Below are 18,411 nucleotides of genomic sequence, written 5' to 3' on the forward strand. Positions count from 1 at the left end.
GAATGGCGACGCCAAAGGAACCAGCGGAGACGAGAGCCATGAGCCAGTCGGGCAAGAACGGTCTTACCTATAGTGATGCAGGTGTGGATATCGACGCCGGCAACCTGATGGTCGAAAAGATCAAACCGGCGGTGCGTTCGACGCGGCGTCCCGGCGCGGATGGCGAAATCGGCGGCTTCGGCGGCCTGTTCGATCTGAAAGCCGCGGGCTTCACCGATCCGGTTCTGGTGGCCGCCAATGACGGCGTCGGCACCAAGCTGAAGATCGCCATCGATGCTGACTATCACGACACCGTCGGCATCGATCTGGTCGCCATGTGCGTCAACGATCTCGTCGTCCAGGGCGCAGAACCGCTGTTCTTCCTCGATTATTTCGCTACCGGCAAACTCGACCCCGACCAGGGTGCGGCGATCGTTTCCGGCATTGCCGCCGGCTGCCGCGAATCCGGCTGTGCGCTGATCGGCGGCGAAACCGCTGAAATGCCCGGCATGTATTCCGATGGCGATTACGATCTCGCGGGCTTTGCCGTGGGCGCGGCCGAACGCGGCCAGCTTCTGCCGGCCGGCGATATTGCCGAAGGCGACGTCATTCTCGGCCTCTCCTCTTCCGGCGTTCACTCCAACGGCTTTTCGCTGGTGCGCAAGATCGTGTCGATCTCCGGTCTCGACTGGAGCGCGCCTGCCCCCTTCGCGGATGGCAAGAAGCTCGGCGAAGCGCTGCTGACGCCGACCCGCATCTATGTGAAGCCGCTTTTGAAGGCGATCCGCGAGACCGGCGCGCTGAAGGCGCTGGCGCATATTACCGGCGGCGGTTTCCCGGAGAATATTCCGCGCGTTCTGCCCAAGCATCTCGCTGCCGAAATCGATCTCGACGCGATCAAGGTTCCCGCCGTCTTCTCGTGGCTGGCGAAAACCGGCGGCGTCGAAGCGAAGGAAATGCTGCGCACCTTCAATTGCGGCGTCGGCATGATCGTCGTCGTTTCGGCTGAAAATGCCGAAAAGGTCACCGAGGTTCTGACCGCCGAAGGCGAGACCGTCTTCCCGCTCGGCCGCATGGTCGCCCGCGAAGAAGGCGCGCATGGCACCATCTATAAGGGCGCTCTCGGCCTATGATGAGCGCCGCCTTCCCGTCCGGCCGCAAACGCGTCGTCGTTTTCATTTCCGGCAGCGGCTCCAACATGGTGTCGCTGGCCAAGGCCTGTCAGGCGGCGGATTTTCCGGCGGAAATCGTCTGCGTCATCTCGGACAGGGCGTCTGCGGGCGGGCTGGAAAAGGCACGGGGCATGGGCATTCCCACGCTGGTGTTCGAGCGCAAGACCTATGCCAGCAAGGCCGAGCATGAGGGCGCCATTCTGGCCGCACTTGGTGAAATCGCGCCCGATATCATTTGTCTCGCCGGTTACATGCGGCTGATATCGGGGGATTTCATTGCTCCCTATGAAGGGCGCATCATCAATATCCACCCTTCCCTGCTGCCGCTTTTCCCCGGCCTCAACACCCATCAGCGCGCCATCGACAGCGGCATGAAGATTTCCGGCTGCACTGTCCATTTCGTGACCGAAGGCATGGATGAAGGTCCGACCATCGCGCAGGGTGCGGTGCCGGTCATTTCCGGCGATACGGCCGAAACTCTGGCGGCGCGGATCCTGACAGTCGAGCACCAGCTCTACCCGCTCACCCTGAAGCGGCTTGCCGAAGGCAAGGTTCGAATGGAAGACGGCAAGGCGGTCTCCACGGATGACGAAAGTAAAACTGAGTATTCCAACCTCATCTCCGCCTCCTGATAAAGCTATAAATAAAGTACAAAAACACTCATAATGGTATTTTTCGGAAAATAAACCGATCGTTTACCATAATCATCTTTAATGCCCGCAACGGCCCTTATTTCGGGCCCTCCGGTCATTCAGGAGCGATTATGCCATTGTCGAGATTTTCCCTGCCGCTTTCGGCTGTTCTGCTGGCGGGCGCCAGCCTGCCCGTCGCGGCTGAGCAAAGCGGCATTACAGCCTCAGTGGATGCTGGCGTTCTCAATCTCCGCGCGACGGAAACCGTCCATATCGGTGGGCGCAAGCTGAGCGAACTCGAATGGGAAACCAAAAACGCCGTGGCATTGCGCGGCTCGCTCGGGCTTGAACTTGCGCCCGGCTGGCGCGTGAAGGCGGAAGGCCGCGTCGGCTTCGAGGGCGACGGCTACATGACCGACTATGACTGGGTTTGGCCTTTTTCCAGAGATAGCTCGAAGGACAATTGGAGCCACCGTTCCCAGCATGACGACACGCGGCTCGACCATTATTTTTCGGGAAGCCTCGAACTCAATCGCATGTTGCTGGACGATCCGCAGCAATATCTCAGCGCCGGTGTGGGTTTTCGTTATACGGATGTTCAATGGTCGGCTTATGGCGGCAACGCCGTTTACAGCGTTTTCTCCCCCCGCGATTTCTCCGGCAAATTCAAGGATGGCCTCAAGGGGATCACCTATCGCCAGCAAATCCCGGTTTTCTACGGCAACCTGACGGGCGGCCAGAGGTTCGGCAACTGGTCGCTCAATCTGGGGCTCGAAGGCGGCGCCATGGTCTACGGCAAGGCGACGGACGATCACTGGCTGCGCGACATGCGCTTTACCGACAAATTCGACGTCGCCGGCATGTTCGGGGTGAAGGCTGGCGTCGCCTATGACCTGACCGAGAGTGCCTCGATCTATCTCGACGGCGCATATGACTATACCAGCCTCGGGCGCGGAGACACCCACTACAGCGGCGCAGGCGCCGGAAACCTGTCTTCGGAAAAGAATGCCGGCGGCGGTGACTTGCAGTCGATTTTCGTGGGGATGGGTGTGAGAGGCAGGTTTTGATTCGGCAGTGCCATTCGTGGTAATAAGCCCAGTGACCAAGCCAACTCCTCTCCTATTCTCGTAAAAATATAGGCGAGGCTGAGCTGCAATTATATCATACTTGGAAAGGAGGTCGCCGTGCGTGTTGTGAAGACAATTCATTCCCAAGCCCGGCGAAGTCTCATCGCCCAGATAAGGAAAGAGCGGGCACAACGAAAACAAGCAACCGCGGATCAGGTCACTAAATGGAAAAATGTAGAGCGCAAGTAACCGCGTCCACTACGAAGGCCTTGACCGTCACCTTGCGAGTCCGGCGCGATTTAACATCGCCCATTGCAGCAGAATGATCGTCTTGGAATCGGTGATTTCACCCGATGCGATCATCGCGAAGGCTTCGTCCAGCCGGTAGGTCAGAACCTCCAGATCCTCGCCTTCGTCCTCCAGTCCGCCACCGCTGCCGGCCTGCACGTCAAGATCGATGCGGGCAACGAAGAGGCTGACCTTTTCCGTCAGCGTGCCGGGGCTGGCATACATATCGAAGAGATAGTCGACCTTTTCGACGGCGTAGCCGGATTCTTCCATCGCCTCACGGCGAATGGCGACGGCCGCGTCGTCGTCGTCGAGAAGCCCCGCCGGCACCTCGATCATGAAGCTTTGATCGCCGTTCACGAAGGCGGCGGGGCGGAACTGGCGCACCATCACCACGCTGTCGCGCTTCGGGTCATAAAGAAGAATGGCGGCGGCGCTGCCATGGTCGTGGACTTCCCGGACGATGCGGATGGTTTTGCCATCCGGCATGCGCTGGTCGAAAACGAGCTTCTGCATATGCACGAAGCCCTTCCAGACGGTTTCTTTTTCCACCAGCCGGATTCTGCCCGCATCCGTGTCGGCCGGAATGTTTTTCGCCTGCGTCTGTGTCACCGGATATATCCTTGCCTGTCGTGGGATTTCAGCCTGCCCGTGTTGCGGCGCAATATCAAGCCTCGCGGGTCCCGTCATCGCGGCGGAGCCACACCTTGTTGTCGTGAAAAGCCGCACCGCCATAGGGGGCGACCGCATCGGCGCCGGTCAGCACATTGATGCCTTCGCCATCCAGATGCGCCCTGTTTGGCCACAGCCCTTCGGCGATCAGCACACCCGGTCTTGCACCCTCCACGATTTTCGCATGGAGGCGCACTTCGCCGCGCGCATTGCCGATGCGGACGATGTCGCCATCGGCAATGCCGTTGCCGCTCGCATCCTCGGGACAGATCATCAATTCCGGACGGCCTTCCTTCTGCACGGAGGTCTTGGTTTCCGCGAAGGTGGAGTTCAGGAAGTTGCGCGCTGGCGATGTCGCCAGCCGGAAGGGATGGTCACCGTCCGCGGTCTCGATGACGTCGACCTGATCCGGGAATTTCGGAAATTGTGCAACAGGCCCCATCACACCGATATTTTTCGGCGGCTTGTTCGGAGACGGTCCAGTCGCCCATTCGGGGCTGAAGCGGAATTTACCATCGCCGTAACCGAATCCTTCGAGATAATGCGCCACCTCGAAGGACGGCTGCGCATCGATCCACTTCTCTTCAGCCAGCGTGTCGAAATCGCCCCAGCCGCTGACTTTGAGCATACGGTCGACATGATCGCGGGCCGAAAGGCCGAAGCCCGGCATATGGTCGACGCCGAGGCGTTTTGCCAGTTCCTCGATGACGAAGAGATTGGTACGCACCGTTTCCGGCGGCTCCACCAGTTTGGGCCCAAGCAGAATGTGGTTCTGGCCGCCGGCGCGGTAGATGTCGTCATGTTCGAGGAACATGGTGGCAGGCAGCACGATATCGGCCACATCGGCCGTCTCGGTCATGAACTGCTCATGCACGGCGACAAAAAGATCGTCGCGCAGGAAGCCCTGTTTCACCAGCCGCTGTTCGGGCGCGACATTGACGGGATTGGTGTTCTGGATGAGCAGCGCCGTCACCGGGCCGCCGTGGCGCAGCGCCTCGGCGTCCCCCGTCAGCACACGGCCGATCTGCGACTGGTCGAGCTGGCGCACCTCGGGGTCGGCGTAAGAACTGCCCATCAACTCCGCCTTGTTGAGCCGGAAGATGTCGCCATTATTGTGGAACGCGCCGCCGCCCTCATATTGCCAGGAACCGAGAACCGTGGCGATGGAAAGCGCCGCATGCATGGCGACCGCGCCGTTGCGCTGGCGGGCAAAACCATATCCGAGCCGGAAGAAGGTCTTCTTGGTGGCACCGACCAGCCTTGCGAAATCCTCGATTTCGTCGACGGAAAGGCCGGTGATTTCGGATGCCCATTGCGGCGTCTTCGTCTTCAGATGCGCCTCGAGCCCCGCCGGATCGTCGGCAAAGCGCGCCATATAATCACGGTCGGCGTAACCGTCGCGGAAGGCGATGTGCATGACGGCGCAGGCAAGTGCGGCATCCGTGCCGGGGCGGACGATGAGGCGCATATCCGCCTGCTTCATGGTCGGATTGTCGTAGATATCGACGACGACGATCTTCGCGCCGCGTTCCTTGCGGGCTTTCACCGCATGGGTCATGACATTGACCTGGGTGGCGACCGCATTGGTGCCCCAGATGACGACGACATCGGCCTTGGCGATCTCGCGCGGATCCGGGCCGCGCAGTGCGCCGGTGCCCATCACATAACCGGTCCAGGCCATGTTGGTGCAGATCGAACCGAAGAAGCCGGAATATTTCTTGGCGTGGCGCAGCCGCTCGATGGAATCCCGCTGCACCTGCCCCATGGTGCCGGCATAGAAATAGGGCCAGATGGCTTCGGCACCATGCCGCGCCTCGGCCTTGACGAAAGCGTCCGCCACCTCGTCCAGAGCCGCTTCCCAGGAAATCTCCTGCCAGTCGCCGGCGCCCTTCGCACCCCTGCGGCGCTTCGGGGTCAGAAGACGGCCGGGATGATAAATGCGTTCGGAGTAACGCGCCACCTTGGCGCAGATCACGCCGGCGGTGTAAGTATTGGCATTCGCACCGCGGACGCGGCCGATGCGGCCATCGGCATTGATGTCGACCTCGAGCGCGCAGGCGCTCGGACAGTCATGCGGGCAGACCGTGTGTCCGATACGGACTTCGGACTTCGGGGCGGCTTTTTCAGCGGAAATCGGGGTCGCAACGTTCATGTCTTTTGTATATTGCATCAACGATGCGGCAAAAAGGCCGAAGTGACGTCCATCAAGAATATTCATCCTGACCATTCATCCGGATAAACGGCAAGCGAGACACATCCATGAACTACCGCCACATCTATCACGCCGGCAATTTCGCGGATGTCCTCAAACATACCGTTCTCGCCCGCCTCGTGCGTTACCTGCAGAACAAGGACAAGGCCTTTCGCGTACTGGACACCCATGCCGGCATCGGGCTTTACGACCTGACCTCGGAAGAGGCGCAGAAGACCGGCGAATGGCAGACCGGTATCGGCAAGCTGATGGAGGCCGATCTGCCCGCCCCCATCGCCGAACTGCTTGAGCCTTATCTTGATGCCGTGAAGGAACTCAATCCGGAAGGTGGCGTGAAATTCTATCCCGGCTCACCGAAACTAGCGCGCATGCTGTTTCGCCCGCAGGACCGGCTTTCGGCCATGGAACTGCACCCGGATGACAGCCGGGCGCTTGCACGCCTGTTCGAGGGGGATTACCAGGTACGTGTCACCGAGCTGGATGGCTGGCTGTCGCTCGGCGCGCATCTGCCGCCGAAGGAAAAGCGTGGCCTGATCCTCGTCGATCCGCCTTTCGAGCTTGAGAATGAATATCAGCGTCTGGCCGATGGCTTGAACAAGGCCTATCGGCGTTTTTCCACCGGCACCTATTGCCTGTGGTATCCCTTGAAGAAAGGCGCACCGATCAAGGATTTCCACGAGCGGCTGCAATCCTTCGACATTTCGAAGATGCTGTGCGCGGAGCTTTCCGTCAGAAGCGACCGGCTGGATGGCCTGAGCGGCTCCGGCCTCATCATCGTCAATCCGCCCTATACGCTGAAGGACGAGTTGCACACGCTGCTGCCCTACCTGAAGACAGCGCTGGCCCAGGACAGGTTCGCCTCGCAGCGCGCCTTCTGGCTGCGCGGCGAGGAAAAATCGGAAGAGATTTGAGGGGCTATCTCAGCCCTTCCCGCCTCTGCGCCTGCGCAAGCTGTGACCGTTCGAAGAACAGGATCACGAACAGGGCCATGATGAAGGGAATGATGAGGTAGAACAGCCTGAAGACCAGAAGCGCCGCGATGACATCCGCCGGGTTCATGTCCGGCAGGCCGGTGACGAAAACCAGCTCCAGCACCCCCAGGCCGCCCGGCGCATGCGAGATGAGCGCCGCCGAGAAGGAAACCAGAAATATGCCGAGAATGACCATATAACCGGGATTTCCGGCTTCCGGCAGCGCGAAATAGATGATGCCCGCCGCGCCGATCAGCTCGATCGGGCCGATGACGAGTTGCTGCGCAACAAGCTTCGGCGCGGGGTACGGCAGCACGAAGGAACCGATTTTCAGGGGTTTCAGCCTGAGCAGGCTGCCAAGAATATAAAGGCCGACGAAAAGGAGCAGCAGCACGCCTGTGGTGGTGGAGGCTTCGACGGGCAGAATGCCGGTAAACCGTTCGGTGATGTCAGGCTCGTAAAGCAGCACCAGCCCGATGAGCATGATCGTGCCGATGAGGAAGGTGAAGGAGCAGAGGCCGACGAGGACGCCCACTTCCGCCACACTCAGCCCCTTGGACGTATAGGCACGATATCGCACAACGGCGCCAGAGAATACCGAGGCCCCGACATTGTGGGACAGCGCATAGGTGGTGAAAGAGGTGAGCGTGATGAAGAACCAGTTCACTTTGCGGCCAAGATGCTGCAACGCGATGCGGTCGTAACCGGCGAGCGCGGCATAGGCCAGCAATGTTGCAAGGCCCGAACACAGCCAGTCCCGCACGCGAATGGCTTTCAGACTGTCCCAGAGATCATCGAGCGACAGGCCGCGCAGTTCGTGAAAGAGCAACCATGCGGAAAAACCGATCGTCGCGAAGCCAACGACGGGCCAGATATATTTCTTGAATTTCATGCGGTCATGCCCGCCTATTTCCTCCAGCCCACCCCAGCCCTGTTCCGTCTTTGCGGAAGATTCGTTCGACTTTATTCGTTATGCGGCAAAGCTTTCAACCTTTTCGTCAAAGATTGGCGGTTTGCCCCGTTCACAAGTTGATGTAAGACCGGATCGTCGCCCGCCAGCGATGTGAGGTCGTCCATTTTCCGGAGAACGTACACGGAATGAAGCGTTATGCCGGTTTCATCGCCCTGGGCCTTCTGTCGCTCGGCGCATTGTGGTTCGCGCGGGAAAATCCGGCTCCGACCAGCCCCGCCGGCAACCGGCAGACGCAATCCCAATCGCAGGCCGCCGGCAACTCCCGGCCGGCCGCCCCAGGGCGCGACGTTTCCCGACAGGAGACGGGCAAGAACCCTGCGCCCCTCGGAAACGGGTTCGATTTTTACGTGCTGTCGCTCTCCTGGTCACCGGCATTCTGCGCGAGTTCCGAAGGCTCGGGCAACCGCCAGCAATGCGGCAGCGACAGGCGTTACGGTTTCGTGGTGCATGGGCTGTGGCCGCAGAACGAAAACGGCTATCCGGAATTCTGCCAGAGCGCCGAGCCCGACCGTGTTCCGGACGCGATCGGCCGCACCATGTTCGACATCATGCCGTCCATGGGCCTGATCGGCCACCAGTGGCGCAAGCACGGCTCCTGCTCCGGCCTGTCGCAGAGGGATTATTTCTCGGCGACACGGGCCGCCTTCGAAGCCATCCGGCTGCCGGGAAAGATCGCCTCGGGCGCCGAAGCCGCCACTCTCTCAGCCGACGCCATAGAAACCGCCTTCACCGACGCCAATCCCGGCCTGTCGAAACGCGGCATCTCCATCAGCTGCGACGGCAGGCGCCTTGAGGAAGTGCGCATCTGCCTCAACAGGGACATGACATTCCGCGACTGCCCCGAGCTTGACCGCAAGGGCTGCCGCGCCAACGCCACGGAAATCATCCCCATTCGCTAGAGCGCATCGAATGTTCCCTTTTGCGCTCTTCTACACATTTTCCAGACATAAAACCGCTATGCAGTTTTATTGACTAATCCAGTCCCCAGACGACAACCCACAGGACACGACCATGGAACTGCTCTACTCGCCCGCCTCCCCCTACTCCGCCAAGGTCCGTATGGCCGCGCGCCATCTCGGGATCGACATTACCTCCGTGCGTGTCGATACCAGTGCCGAGCCCGCAACGCTGATGGACAACAATCCGCTCGGCAAGATTCCGGTCCTGCTTCTGGATGAAGGCGGCTCGGTCTATGACAGCGTGGCGATCATGCATTATCTCGACCGTCTTTCGGGCGGCAAGCTCTACCCGAAAAAGAACGGCAAGCGCACGGATGTGGAAATTCTGGAGGCGCTGTGCGACGGCATCATGGATTGCCTGCTCGCCATCGTTTACGAGCGCCGTTTCCGCCCGGAAGACAAGATTCACCAGCCATGGATCGACAAGCAGTGGAGCAAGGTGGTCCGCGGGCTTGATTATCTCAACACCAACCTGCCGAAAACCGGCAAGAAGCTGCATGGCGGCCATTTTGCCCTTGCCGCGATGATCGGTTATCTCGACCTGCGCTTCGCCGGCGAATGGGCCGAAGGGCGCGATGCGCTGGCCGGCTGGCCGGAAACCTTCGGCAAGCGTTTCGAAGCCTATGCGGAGATGAAGGCCGCCGCCTGAGGTTAGCGAAAGAACAATGCCCGGCCTGATCGCCGGGCATTTATTTCGGCGGTATGCCGCAAAACAAAAAAGCCGGGGCGTAAACCCCGGCTTTTCTTTAACCGATCCGAAAAGGATCAGAACTTGACGCCGATACCGGCCTTGACCGAGTGATCGTCGAAACCACGCGAGAACGCGCCGGAGTCGAGACCGTAGTCCTTCTTCTGGTAGTCGCTGTAGCGATATTCCAGACGTGCGGTGATGTTATCGGTCACCATGGCTTCTACACCGGCACCGACGGTGTAACCGAGAGCGGTGGCGCTGTCCTTGGAGGTCGCATCACGTACCTTGTTGTCGGAGACAGCAAGACCAGCCGTACCGTAAAGCAGGAACGGGTTCATGTCGTAACCAACGCGGCCGCGCAGCGAGCCGTTGACGCCCTGCTTGCCTTCGATGGCGTTGCCGGCAACCGTACCGGCAGAACCGCGCTCGTCACCGAGGTTGACGTCGGCTTCCGCACCGTAAACAAGCTGGCCGTTCTGCCAGTTGTAACCGCCGTAGAGACCGCCGCCAGCGCCCTTGGCGTCACGACCGTCGTTGCTGGAGCTGAAACGGCCCCAGTCATAGTTGACCGTACCACCGAGGTAGGCGCCGGACCAATCCTTGACCGGCGCGGGCTGGTCGTAGGAAACCGGTGCCTGCGGCACTTCATTTACGGCGTCAGCGGCGTGAGCAGCCGAAAAGCCGGCGGCTGCCATGGTCGAAGCCATAAGGGTTGCTACGAAAATACGCATGCTATTCTCCTTTCAGGACCGCTCTGTACTCAAAACTATTGTTCTCAGACGCGGTGTAAACTCGTCGGGTTAATCGCCCCTCTGGAAACTGAATTTGATAGGAGAATGCGGAGATCAAAGAGCCAAAATGTGAATTGTTTGGGGCAGCGACGTGACTAGAATTAGACGTTGCCTAATTGCCACAAGGGGTTTATTAACCCTAACAGAAGCCTAACCAGCAATAGATCGCCTTTAAACTTAGTTATATTCAAATTAAACCGAAATTGCATTGCGAATAAAAAATCGCCCAATTCTTTTGGGGCCGATGGACAGCTTGCGATTTGCATTTATATCCAGCAAATAGGACGGATATGAGCAAATGCAGGTCAGCCGTGAAAGAAAATATACAAAAGACAGTCTTGATAACGGGAGCCGCCCGCCGGCTCGGGCGGGCAATCGCCACCGATCTGGCCGCCCATGGCTTCGCCATCGCCGTCCATGCCAATGCATCCATGGCCAGCGCCGAGGAATTCGCTAACGAAATGAGGCAGAAAGGTGGCAAGGCCGTTGCCGTTCAGGCGGATCTGACACAATCCGGGCCTGCTTCGGGGCTCATCGAACAGGCTGCGTCAGTGCTGGGGCCTATCGGCGTCGTTATCAATAACGCGTCGGTTTTTCTCGACGACTCGGCGGACAAGCCCGATCCGGCGATCTTCGACGCGCATTTCGCCGTGCATGTGCGGGCGCCCTCCCTCATCGCCGCCGCCTTTGTCGAGCAGCTGCCCGCCGATAAATCCGGGCTGATCGTCAATATCATCGACCAGCGCGTGCTTGCGCTCACGCCACGGTTTTATTCCTATACGCTTTCGAAATCGGCGCTCTGGACGGCCACGCGGACGATGGCGCAGAGCTTTGCGCCGCGTGTGCGGGTCAACGCCATCGGGCCGGGTCCCACCTTCAAAAGCGAAAGACAGGCGCCCGAGGACTTTCAGGCGCAGATCGACGGCCTTATATTAAAGCGTGGTCCCGCACCGGACGAGTTCGGGCGGACGATTCGCTTTCTTTTCGACACGCCGTCGGTCACCGGACAAATGATCGCGCTCGACGGCGGCCAGCATCTTGGCTGGGAAACCCCTGACGTGGCGGAGATAAATGAATGAACGGAAAGAAGCTGCCTGATGGCGGTATTCTCTTCGATGAAACCGACGACGAAGACGACGATGCAAACCTTGCCGCGACCGATGCGGCCGAGGCATCGAGCGACGTTGCCGGCATGGACTGGAATGCGGGCTGGAAGAACGAATCCGGCCTGAAGGGCATGGATCTGATCGGCGAATTCGTCAAACACCTGCCGAATGCGCCGGGCGTCTATCGCATGTTCAACGAGGCGAACGACGTTCTTTATGTCGGCAAGGCGCGCTCGCTGAAGAAGCGTGTCGGCAATTACGCGCAGGGCCGCGTGCATTCCAACCGCATTGCCCAGATGGTGCGGCTGACCGCCCATATGGAATTCGTCACCACCCGCACGGAAACCGAGGCGCTTCTTCTGGAAGCGAATCTCATCAAGCGCTTGCGGCCGCGCTTTAATGTGCTTTTGCGCGACGACAAGTCCTTTCCCTATATTCTCATTACCGCAGACAACCGCGCGCCGGCGATTTTCAAACACCGTGGAGCGCGGGCGCGCAAGGGCGATTATTTCGGCCCCTTTGCGTCGGCCGGCGCGGTCGGGCGCACGATCAATTCACTGCAACGCGCCTTTTTGATCCGCACCTGCACCGACAGCGTCTTCGAAACCCGCACGCGCCCCTGTCTTCTTTACCAGATCAAGCGCTGTTCCGGCCCCTGTACGCATGAGATCAGCGATCAGGGGTATGAAGAGCTCGTCAAGGAAGCCAAGGATTTCCTGTCCGGCAAGAGCCAGAGCGTCAAGACCGCGATTGCGCGGCAGATGAACGAGGCGGCCGAGGACCTCGATTTCGAGCGCGCCGCCGTCTATCGCGACCGGCTGGCCGCACTTTCGCATGTCCAGAGCCATCAGGGCATCAATCCCGCCGGCATCGAGGAAGCGGATGTCTTCGCCATCCACCATGAAGGCGGCATCTCCTGCATTCAGGTGTTCTTTTTCCGCACCGGCCAGAACTGGGGCAACCGCGCCTATTTCCCCAAGGCCGACCCTTCCCTGCCCGGCTCGGAAATCCTCAACGCGTTCCTGGCGCAATTTTACGACGACAAGCCGGTGCCGAAGCAAATCCTGCTTTCCGAAACGGTGGAGGAGCAGGAACTGCTGGCCGCAGCACTCGGCGAAAAGGCCGGGCACAAGGTTACCATCAGCGTGCCGCAGCGCGGCGAGAAGAAGGACATCACCGACCATGTGCTCGCCAATGCCCGCGAGGCGCATGGCCGCAAGCTGGCGGAAACCTCGTCTCAGGCGCGGCTGCTGAAAGGTTTTGCGGAAACCTTCGGTCTTTCCTATGTGCCGCGCCGGATCGAGATTTACGATAACTCCCATATCATGGGCACCAATGCAGTGGGCGGCATGGTGGTGGCGGGGCCGGAAGGTTTCGTGAAGAACCAGTACCGCAAGTTCAACATCAAATCGACCGACATCACCCCCGGTGACGACTTCGGCATGATGCGCGAGGTGATGACCCGTCGCTTCTCGCGTCTGTTGAAGGAAGAGGGAAAGCCCGACCGTGGGCCGACGCAGACACCGACGCCGGAGGAAGCCGCCGATATGCCCTTCCCCGCCTGGCCCGATGTGATCCTGATCGATGGCGGTCAGGGGCAGATGACGGCGGTACGGGCCATTCTCGACGAACTCGGCATTCGCGACTGTGTGACCGCCATCGGCGTCGCCAAGGGTGTGGACCGCGAGGCGGGCCGCGAACGCTTCTTTGCGGATGGGCGCAGCGATTTTTCGCTGCCGCCGCGCGATCCCGTGCTCTATTTCATTCAGCGTATGCGCGATGAAGCGCACCGCTTCGCCATCGGCTCGCACCGGGCGCGGCGCAAGAAGGAAATGGTGCGCAATCCGCTCGACGAAATCTCGGGAATCGGTCCGGGCCGCAAGCGCTCCCTGCTGCAGCATTTCGGCACGGCCAAGGCGGTTTCCCGCGCCGGCCTCAACGATCTGATGGCTGTCAGCGGTATTTCCGAGACGGTAGCGCGACAAATCTACAATCACTTCCACGAGAGCGGCAGCGATTGATGCCGCGCCGTCGTGGCGAACTGCTAAAAAAACATAATCACATGTTGACGCTATGCCCTGGCGGCGGCATCAAGGCAGCTAATCTTAGACTGACAGGTTTCCCATGGCTTCGCGCGCATACAGCATTCCCAACCTACTCACCTATGGCCGCATCCTCGCGGTTCCTGTCATCGTTTTGTGCTTTTACATCGAAGGGAAACTGGAAAGCTCGGATTTCGCGCGCTGGACGGCATTGTGGCTGTTCATCATCGCCTCGCTGACCGATTTCCTCGATGGTTATCTCGCGCGCATCTGGAACCAGACGTCGAATATCGGCCGCATGCTGGACCCGATCGCCGACAAGCTGCTGGTCGCCTCCGTCCTGCTTCTGATGGCTGCGGATGGCACCATTGCCGGCTGGTCGCTCTGGGCGGCCATCACCATTCTCTGCCGCGAAATTCTGGTCTCGGGCCTGCGCGAATATCTGGCGGCGCTGAAGGTCAGCGTTCCCGTCACCCGCATCGCCAAATGGAAGACCACCATCCAGATGGTCGCCATCGCCTTCCTGCTCGCGGGTCCTGCGGGCGACAAGGTGCTGCCCTACACGACCGAAATGGGCATTACCCTGCTGTGGATCGCGGCGGCGCTGACCATGTATACCGGCTATGATTACTTCAAGGCCGGCCTGAAGCACATCGTGGACGAAGACTGATGACAAGGATCGTTTATTTCGCCTGGGTTCGCGAGAAGATCGGCACGGACGAAGAAGAGCTGGACATCCCCTCCTCCGTCACCACCGCCGGCGAGCTGATCGCCTGGCTTGCGACGCGCGGTGAAAATTACGAAGCTGCCTTCGAGTTTCCCAATGTGATCCGCGTCGCCGTCAATCAGGAGCATGTCGAGCATGATGAAAGCATCGTCGGCGCGCGCGAGATCGGCATCTTCCCGCCGATGACAGGGGGATGAGCGGATGCAGCCGACGGTCCGCGTGCAGGCAGAGGATTTCGACGCTGCGGAAGAAACCCGCCGGCTGACGGAAGGTGACAGGAGCATCGGCGCGGTCGTGGCCTTCACCGGGCTCTGTCGGGATGATGGCGGCACGCTTGCGGCGCTGGAGCTTGAACACTATCCCGGCATGGCGGAGGCGGAAATAACCCGCATCGCCAAACTTGCCATGGAGCGTTTCGGCCTGCTTGGCCTCACCGCCATCCACCGCCACGGCAAGATCGCCACCGGCGAAAACATCGTCCTCGTCATCGCAGCGTCATCGCATCGACAGGCCGCCTTCGATGGCGCCAATTTCGTGATGGATTATCTCAAGACATCCGCCCCGTTCTGGAAAAAGGAACATGGCAAGGATGGCTCGGCGGGCGACTGGGTTGCGGCAAAGACAACCGATGACACGGCGAAGGACAAGTGGCGATAGAGCATTTCCAGGAAAAGTGGAGCCCGGTTTTCCGTCCGGAAATGCGACGAGACAAAGAGTTAGAGCGCTTTCGCGATTCGAAGAAACGCGAAAGCGCTCTAGGGGCCAGACTCAGGGTGCTTCCACCCTGCTGCGCATGACAATCAGCCAGCCGACCAGCATCGCCAGAACCACCGCATCGCGCCAGGCGGCCGGTCCGTAACCGACCCAGAAAGTTTCCGCAAAGCCGACGGCGGCGGCCCCAAGGCCGCAGATGAGCGGGCTGGCATAACCGCCTGCCGCCGAAATCAGCACCACCTTCAGCCCAAAGACCAGACCGGCGCCGAAATCCATGGTGCCGTAATAGAATGTGGCCAGCACGCCGGCGATGGCGGCAACGAGGCCCGCCGCACAATAGGAAACGAGAAATATCCGGCCCGCATTCACCCCGCATAAGGCGGCGGCGAAAGCATCGTCCGAGACCGCCTTCCAGCGCCTGCCGAAAGCGGAACGGCCAAGATAAAACGACCCTGCGAGAATGAGCAGGCAGAAGGCCCCCGTGTTCAGCATCTGCATCGGCGTCAGGGTCACGGCAAAGCCGCCATCGGCCCAGAAGCGCACCGGCTGAGATAGAAGCGGCGGCAGCCATAATTGCCTTGTGTCGGCGGCCAGCCTCGCGCTTTCGGTCAGCGCGATCAGCACGCCGACGGAGGCGACGGTCACGGCATTGGGAGAGGCTTTCGCCAGCGGCCGCATCACCGCCCTGCCGACAAAACCCGCCGCCCACAGCCCGCCGAACAGGCCTGCCCCTGCCCCGAGCGCCAATGTTGCAGGCAGAACCAGCCACAGCCGGTTCCAGCCGAAATCCGCAAATAACAGGCAGGTCTGGCCGGCAAAGGCGAATATGGCGCCATAGGTGACATCGGCGCGTTTGGTGACCGAAAAGGCGATGGCATAACCAAAGGCCAGAACCGCATAAAGCGAGGCGACCGGCACAGCATTCAGCAATTGTTGCAGGAAATAGGCCAAGCGCGTCCTCCCGCCATGATTATAACTGTTAAAACTCATTTTGACAGTTATAATGTGCGGTATGACCTTTCGCTGGACGCAACATCGTTTCGCAGGCGGCGCATTGGCGCTGGATGTCGCCAATAGCGTGATCCTGCGCGCGGATGCGGCAAAATCAGTCGACCGTTTCGCCGTGTCGGCGCAGATCGCAGCCTTTGCCGAAGCGGCCACAAGGCTCGGTGCGGAACGTGACAGGTTTCCCACGCTCATTGCGCCCGAGGCGGAAAAGCAGGCGGTTTTTCTCGATCTTCGCGAGGCTGTCGACGATTATTTCCGCGCCGCCATTGCCGGCGACGACGATGACGACGACAGGCTGGCCGGACTTCTCTTCGCCTGCGGCACGGCGCTGCGGACGTTTCCGCTTGCCGAAAATCTCGGCAACGCCACCGCCCATTCCGCCCTCTCGCTGCTTGCCGGTGAGACAAAGGAGCGGCTGCGGATCTGCGGCAATTGCGGCTGGCTTTTCATCGACCGCAGCAAGAACAGAAGCCGTATCTGGTGCGATATGGCGGTGTGCGGCAACCGGCAGAAAGCCAGCCGGCACTATCACCGGAAGAAGGACGTGCGATCATGAGAAGAATTGCCCTTCCCTTGCTGGCGATTGCGGGAATGCTCGCTCTTTCAGGCTGCCAGCGGGACGAACCGCGCGAAGTGGCGAAGGTTTCCGGCCGGATGTTCGTTTTCAACTATCGCGTCGCCGTCGCCACCTATCTGGTGACCCTCCAGCGCATCGCGCCCGTTCGCGATGGCAGCACGGTGGAAGCGACGTTCGAAAACCCGCGCGGCGGTCCAGACCTCACCAGTCGCGAGAAGATTTTCCCGAAAGACGAAAAGATCACGGTTCAGAGCCCACCGGTGGAATGCGTGAGGCAGGACAGGCCCTACAAGGTCACCATCCGCATAAAGGGGCCGGAAGGCGACATTCGCCAGACGATCGAAACCACGATCCGCTCCGACACCGACCAGTCGCTTCTTCCCGCCAAGCCGTTGGTGGTCGGCCCGCTTTATACGCCCAATCCGGAGGTGTTCAAACCGGATGGCACGACGGATATGCGGCCGGTTCAGGGGTGTCCGGCGTCATGAAACAAAAAAAACGGAGCCTTTCGGCTCCGTTTCTTCGAGTCTTTTCAGCAGCTTCATGCAATCGCCTGCAACAGCGATTCAAGCCGTTGAGATTTTGAATCAGCCGACGATTTCGGTTTCGGCGAACCAGTAGGCGATTTCCTGTGCGGCGGTTTCCGGAGCGTCGGAACCGTGAACGGAGTTTTCGCCGATGGAGAGCGCGAAGGTCTTGCGGATGGTGCCTTCAGCGGCCTGGGCCGGGTTGGTGGCGCCCATGATTTCGCGGTTCTTGAGGATGGCGTTTTCGCCTTCCAGAACCTGAACGATGGTCGGGCCGGAGGTCATGCCTTCAACGAGTTCGCCGAAGAAGGGGCGCTCTTTGTGAACGGCGTAGAAGCCTTCGGCTTCGCGCTTGCTCATCCAGACGCGCTTGGAGGCGACGACGCGCAGGCCGTTGTCTTCAAATACCTTGGTGATCGCGCCCGTCAGGTTACGCTTGGTTGCGTCCGGCTTGATCATCGAAAATGTGCGTTCAATCGCCATATGTCCGTTTCCTTTTCCTTCAGAGAAAGTGGGCGGTCTTTACCCGCCCAAAGGCCCGAAAACAAGGGGGATCGACGAGATTGCGACGATGATGCCAGACATTTCACGCCGCTGTCACACTGCGGCCTCTCGCATCGTAGAGATCGAGGCAGCCTTCGAACCAGTCCCGCACGGGGTCGTTATCGGCGAACAAATCCGCTCCGGTGGTGATCCGCGCCCATTGCAGCGCGCCGAACACGATGTAATCCGCAAAGAGCGGCGATGTGCCGCCGATGAAAGGCTGGAAGCTCAGCATACGCCGGATCGGCGCAAGCAATGCCGGAAAGGCTGCGATTTCCGCCTCGCGGTTCGCCACCACATCCTCGAGCGGGCGGCCGAGCGCTTTCGTGCGGCTATCGCGGAAATAACGGCGATCCGGCTCGTCCAGCATATTGTGGATATCGAGCACGGCGATGCGCACGATGGCCGGGTGAAGCACCGTCTGCGACCAGCTTTCGACGAAACGGGCCATGGCCTTGCCGCCCTCGCCGTTGAACAGCGACGGGCGCTCCGGATAAGCCTCGTCCAGGTAAAGCGCGATTTCGAAACTGTCGCTCACCAGCTCGTCGCCGTCGCGCAGGATCGGCACGGTCTTCGAAAAACCGTCCTCCACCGTCGGGATCACCGTGAAGGGTAAAGGCCGCTCCTCGAAATCCAGCCCCTTATGCGCCAGCGAAAGCACGGTTTTCCAGCAATGGGGAGAAAATGGCCGGGAAGTATCGCTTCCGCATAGCGAATAGAGCGTTCTGGAAGTCGTCATGGGCTGCCCCTCTTCTGCAAC

Annotated in this window: 20 protein-coding genes; 13 read left to right on the forward strand and 7 right to left on the reverse strand. The window is 60.1% G+C overall.

All coding sequences use genetic code 11. The features are described 5' to 3' along the window. Window positions 1-38 precede the first annotated feature (38 nt). The 3 genes from purM (at window position 39) to ACQZ5G_RS04315 (ending at window position 2,850) form a co-directional block, all read left to right on the forward strand. Window positions 39-1,112 carry a phosphoribosylformylglycinamidine cyclo-ligase gene (gene purM / locus ACQZ5G_RS04305; protein WP_448737578.1) on the forward strand — a complete coding sequence of 358 codons (1,074 nt, stop codon included), beginning with the start codon at window positions 39-41 and terminating at the stop codon, window positions 1,110-1,112. Next, window positions 1,109-1,783, forward strand: a complete 675-nt coding sequence (purN, locus tag ACQZ5G_RS04310) for a phosphoribosylglycinamide formyltransferase (RefSeq protein ID WP_448737577.1) — start codon at window positions 1,109-1,111, stop codon at window positions 1,781-1,783. The genes purM and purN overlap by 4 nt, the downstream gene beginning before the upstream one ends. A 131-nt stretch (window positions 1,784-1,914) precedes the next feature. Then, the gene (locus ACQZ5G_RS04315) at window positions 1,915-2,850 is read left to right on the forward strand and encodes an omptin family outer membrane protease (protein WP_448737576.1); all 936 of its coding nucleotides are present in this window, start codon (window positions 1,915-1,917) and stop codon (window positions 2,848-2,850) included. A gap of 276 nt (window positions 2,851-3,126) precedes the next feature. On the opposite strand, the gene ACQZ5G_RS04320 is transcribed toward ACQZ5G_RS04315, so the two are convergent. Both ACQZ5G_RS04320 and ACQZ5G_RS04325 read right to left on the reverse strand, forming a co-directional pair. Beyond that, window positions 3,127-3,750, reverse strand: a complete 624-nt coding sequence (locus ACQZ5G_RS04320; RefSeq protein ID WP_448737575.1) for an NUDIX domain-containing protein — start codon at window positions 3,748-3,750, stop codon at window positions 3,127-3,129. A 55-nt stretch (window positions 3,751-3,805) separates the two neighbouring features. Further along, on the reverse strand, window positions 3,806-6,028 hold the full coding sequence (locus tag ACQZ5G_RS04325; protein ID WP_448737574.1) for a molybdopterin-containing oxidoreductase family protein: 2,223 nt from the start codon (window positions 6,026-6,028) through the stop codon (window positions 3,806-3,808). 41 nt (window positions 6,029-6,069) lie between these two features. On the opposite strand from ACQZ5G_RS04325, the gene ACQZ5G_RS04330 reads away from it, so the two are divergent. Then, complete coding sequence (locus ACQZ5G_RS04330; protein WP_448737573.1) at window positions 6,070-6,933, forward strand: 23S rRNA (adenine(2030)-N(6))-methyltransferase RlmJ; 864 nt, start codon at window positions 6,070-6,072, stop codon at window positions 6,931-6,933. 4 nt (window positions 6,934-6,937) lie between these two features. On the opposite strand, the gene ACQZ5G_RS04335 is transcribed toward ACQZ5G_RS04330, so the two are convergent. Continuing rightward, a complete protein-coding gene (locus ACQZ5G_RS04335) occupies window positions 6,938-7,885 on the reverse strand; it encodes a lysylphosphatidylglycerol synthase domain-containing protein (RefSeq protein ID WP_003520764.1) in 948 nt (315 codons plus the stop codon). 206 nt (window positions 7,886-8,091) lie between these two features. Between ACQZ5G_RS04335 and ACQZ5G_RS04340 the strand changes: the two genes are divergently transcribed. Next, window positions 8,092-8,865, forward strand: coding sequence for a ribonuclease T2 family protein (locus ACQZ5G_RS04340; protein WP_448737572.1), 774 nt, complete (start codon window positions 8,092-8,094; stop codon window positions 8,863-8,865). Between the two features lie 112 nt (window positions 8,866-8,977). Next, complete coding sequence (locus tag ACQZ5G_RS04345) at window positions 8,978-9,574, forward strand: glutathione S-transferase (RefSeq protein WP_059752466.1); 597 nt, start codon at window positions 8,978-8,980, stop codon at window positions 9,572-9,574. A gap of 116 nt (window positions 9,575-9,690) precedes the next feature. Here ACQZ5G_RS04345 and ACQZ5G_RS04350 read toward each other — a convergent pair whose 3' ends face one another. Continuing rightward, the gene (locus ACQZ5G_RS04350) at window positions 9,691-10,347 is read right to left on the reverse strand and encodes an outer membrane protein (RefSeq protein WP_448731783.1); all 657 of its coding nucleotides are present in this window, start codon (window positions 10,345-10,347) and stop codon (window positions 9,691-9,693) included. Between the two features lie 350 nt (window positions 10,348-10,697). On the opposite strand from ACQZ5G_RS04350, the gene ACQZ5G_RS04355 reads away from it, so the two are divergent. The 5 genes from ACQZ5G_RS04355 to ACQZ5G_RS04375 all read left to right on the forward strand — a co-directional run bounded on the left by ACQZ5G_RS04355 (window position 10,698) and on the right by ACQZ5G_RS04375 (window position 14,939). After that, window positions 10,698-11,486 (forward strand): SDR family oxidoreductase, encoded by a 789-nt coding sequence (locus ACQZ5G_RS04355; protein WP_448737571.1) that lies wholly within the window; start codon window positions 10,698-10,700, stop codon window positions 11,484-11,486. Next, complete coding sequence (gene uvrC / locus ACQZ5G_RS04360) at window positions 11,483-13,534, forward strand: excinuclease ABC subunit UvrC (protein WP_448737570.1); 2,052 nt, start codon at window positions 11,483-11,485, stop codon at window positions 13,532-13,534. Before ACQZ5G_RS04355 ends, uvrC begins: the two co-directional genes overlap by 4 nt. 103 nt (window positions 13,535-13,637) lie before the next feature. Further along, window positions 13,638-14,225, forward strand: coding sequence for a CDP-diacylglycerol--glycerol-3-phosphate 3-phosphatidyltransferase (pgsA, locus tag ACQZ5G_RS04365; protein WP_003520759.1), 588 nt, complete (start codon window positions 13,638-13,640; stop codon window positions 14,223-14,225). Beyond that, a complete protein-coding gene (moaD, locus tag ACQZ5G_RS04370) occupies window positions 14,225-14,479 on the forward strand; it encodes a molybdopterin converting factor subunit 1 (RefSeq protein ID WP_065654069.1) in 255 nt (84 codons plus the stop codon). Before pgsA ends, moaD begins: the two co-directional genes overlap by 1 nt. Window positions 14,480-14,483: 4 nt before the next feature. Next, window positions 14,484-14,939, forward strand: a complete 456-nt coding sequence (locus ACQZ5G_RS04375; RefSeq protein ID WP_059752456.1) for a molybdenum cofactor biosynthesis protein MoaE — start codon at window positions 14,484-14,486, stop codon at window positions 14,937-14,939. Between the two features lie 111 nt (window positions 14,940-15,050). Here the strand turns inward: ACQZ5G_RS04375 and ACQZ5G_RS04380 are convergent, their stop codons facing one another. Further along, the gene (locus ACQZ5G_RS04380; protein WP_448737569.1) at window positions 15,051-15,947 is read right to left on the reverse strand and encodes a branched-chain amino acid ABC transporter permease; all 897 of its coding nucleotides are present in this window, start codon (window positions 15,945-15,947) and stop codon (window positions 15,051-15,053) included. A 52-nt stretch (window positions 15,948-15,999) separates the two neighbouring features. Here ACQZ5G_RS04380 and ACQZ5G_RS04385 point away from each other — a divergent pair, with 52 nt between their 5' ends. Then, window positions 16,000-16,560, forward strand: a complete 561-nt coding sequence (locus ACQZ5G_RS04385) for a CGNR zinc finger domain-containing protein (RefSeq protein ID WP_448737568.1) — start codon at window positions 16,000-16,002, stop codon at window positions 16,558-16,560. Next, window positions 16,557-17,069: a hypothetical protein gene (locus tag ACQZ5G_RS04390; protein WP_448737567.1), complete on the forward strand. Its 513-nt coding sequence runs from the start codon at window positions 16,557-16,559 to the stop codon at window positions 17,067-17,069. The genes ACQZ5G_RS04385 and ACQZ5G_RS04390 overlap by 4 nt, the downstream gene beginning before the upstream one ends. A gap of 99 nt (window positions 17,070-17,168) precedes the next feature. Here ACQZ5G_RS04390 and ndk read toward each other — a convergent pair whose 3' ends face one another. Next, a complete protein-coding gene (gene ndk / locus ACQZ5G_RS04395; RefSeq protein WP_003496769.1) occupies window positions 17,169-17,591 on the reverse strand; it encodes a nucleoside-diphosphate kinase in 423 nt (140 codons plus the stop codon). Between the two features lie 103 nt (window positions 17,592-17,694). Further along, window positions 17,695-18,390, reverse strand: coding sequence for a glutathione S-transferase family protein (locus tag ACQZ5G_RS04400; protein WP_020813408.1), 696 nt, complete (start codon window positions 18,388-18,390; stop codon window positions 17,695-17,697). Window positions 18,391-18,411: the final 21 nt, after the last annotated feature.

The sequence above is a fragment of the Agrobacterium sp. 22-214-1 genome (assembly GCF_053522465.1).

What these genes read in the sequence shown, in the direction of transcription:
- purN (WP_448737577.1), top strand. Translation starts at nt 1,109, where the DNA reads ATGATGAGCGCCGCCTTCCCGTCCGGCCGCAAACGCGTCGTCGTTTTC.
- ACQZ5G_RS04315 (WP_448737576.1), top strand. Translation starts at nt 1,915, where the DNA reads ATGCCATTGTCGAGATTTTCCCTGCCGCTTTCGGCTGTTCTGCTGGCG.
- ACQZ5G_RS04375 (WP_059752456.1), top strand. Translation starts at nt 14,484, where the DNA reads ATGCAGCCGACGGTCCGCGTGCAGGCAGAGGATTTCGACGCTGCGGAA.
- pgsA (WP_003520759.1), top strand. Translation starts at nt 13,638, where the DNA reads ATGGCTTCGCGCGCATACAGCATTCCCAACCTACTCACCTATGGCCGC.
- ACQZ5G_RS04390 (WP_448737567.1), top strand. Translation starts at nt 16,557, where the DNA reads ATGAGAAGAATTGCCCTTCCCTTGCTGGCGATTGCGGGAATGCTCGCT.
- ACQZ5G_RS04355 (WP_448737571.1), top strand. Translation starts at nt 10,698, where the DNA reads ATGAGCAAATGCAGGTCAGCCGTGAAAGAAAATATACAAAAGACAGTC.
- ACQZ5G_RS04350 (WP_448731783.1), bottom strand. Translation starts at nt 10,347, where the DNA reads ATGCGTATTTTCGTAGCAACCCTTATGGCTTCGACCATGGCAGCCGCC.
- moaD (WP_065654069.1), top strand. Translation starts at nt 14,225, where the DNA reads ATGACAAGGATCGTTTATTTCGCCTGGGTTCGCGAGAAGATCGGCACG.
- ACQZ5G_RS04335 (WP_003520764.1), bottom strand. Translation starts at nt 7,885, where the DNA reads ATGAAATTCAAGAAATATATCTGGCCCGTCGTTGGCTTCGCGACGATC.
- ACQZ5G_RS04400 (WP_020813408.1), bottom strand. Translation starts at nt 18,390, where the DNA reads ATGACGACTTCCAGAACGCTCTATTCGCTATGCGGAAGCGATACTTCC.
- uvrC (WP_448737570.1), top strand. Translation starts at nt 11,483, where the DNA reads ATGAACGGAAAGAAGCTGCCTGATGGCGGTATTCTCTTCGATGAAACC.
- purM (WP_448737578.1), top strand. Translation starts at nt 39, where the DNA reads ATGAGCCAGTCGGGCAAGAACGGTCTTACCTATAGTGATGCAGGTGTG.
- ACQZ5G_RS04325 (WP_448737574.1), bottom strand. Translation starts at nt 6,028, where the DNA reads ATGAATATTCTTGATGGACGTCACTTCGGCCTTTTTGCCGCATCGTTG.
- ndk (WP_003496769.1), bottom strand. Translation starts at nt 17,591, where the DNA reads ATGGCGATTGAACGCACATTTTCGATGATCAAGCCGGACGCAACCAAG.
- ACQZ5G_RS04330 (WP_448737573.1), top strand. Translation starts at nt 6,070, where the DNA reads ATGAACTACCGCCACATCTATCACGCCGGCAATTTCGCGGATGTCCTC.
- ACQZ5G_RS04345 (WP_059752466.1), top strand. Translation starts at nt 8,978, where the DNA reads ATGGAACTGCTCTACTCGCCCGCCTCCCCCTACTCCGCCAAGGTCCGT.
- ACQZ5G_RS04385 (WP_448737568.1), top strand. Translation starts at nt 16,000, where the DNA reads ATGTGCGGTATGACCTTTCGCTGGACGCAACATCGTTTCGCAGGCGGC.
- ACQZ5G_RS04340 (WP_448737572.1), top strand. Translation starts at nt 8,092, where the DNA reads ATGAAGCGTTATGCCGGTTTCATCGCCCTGGGCCTTCTGTCGCTCGGC.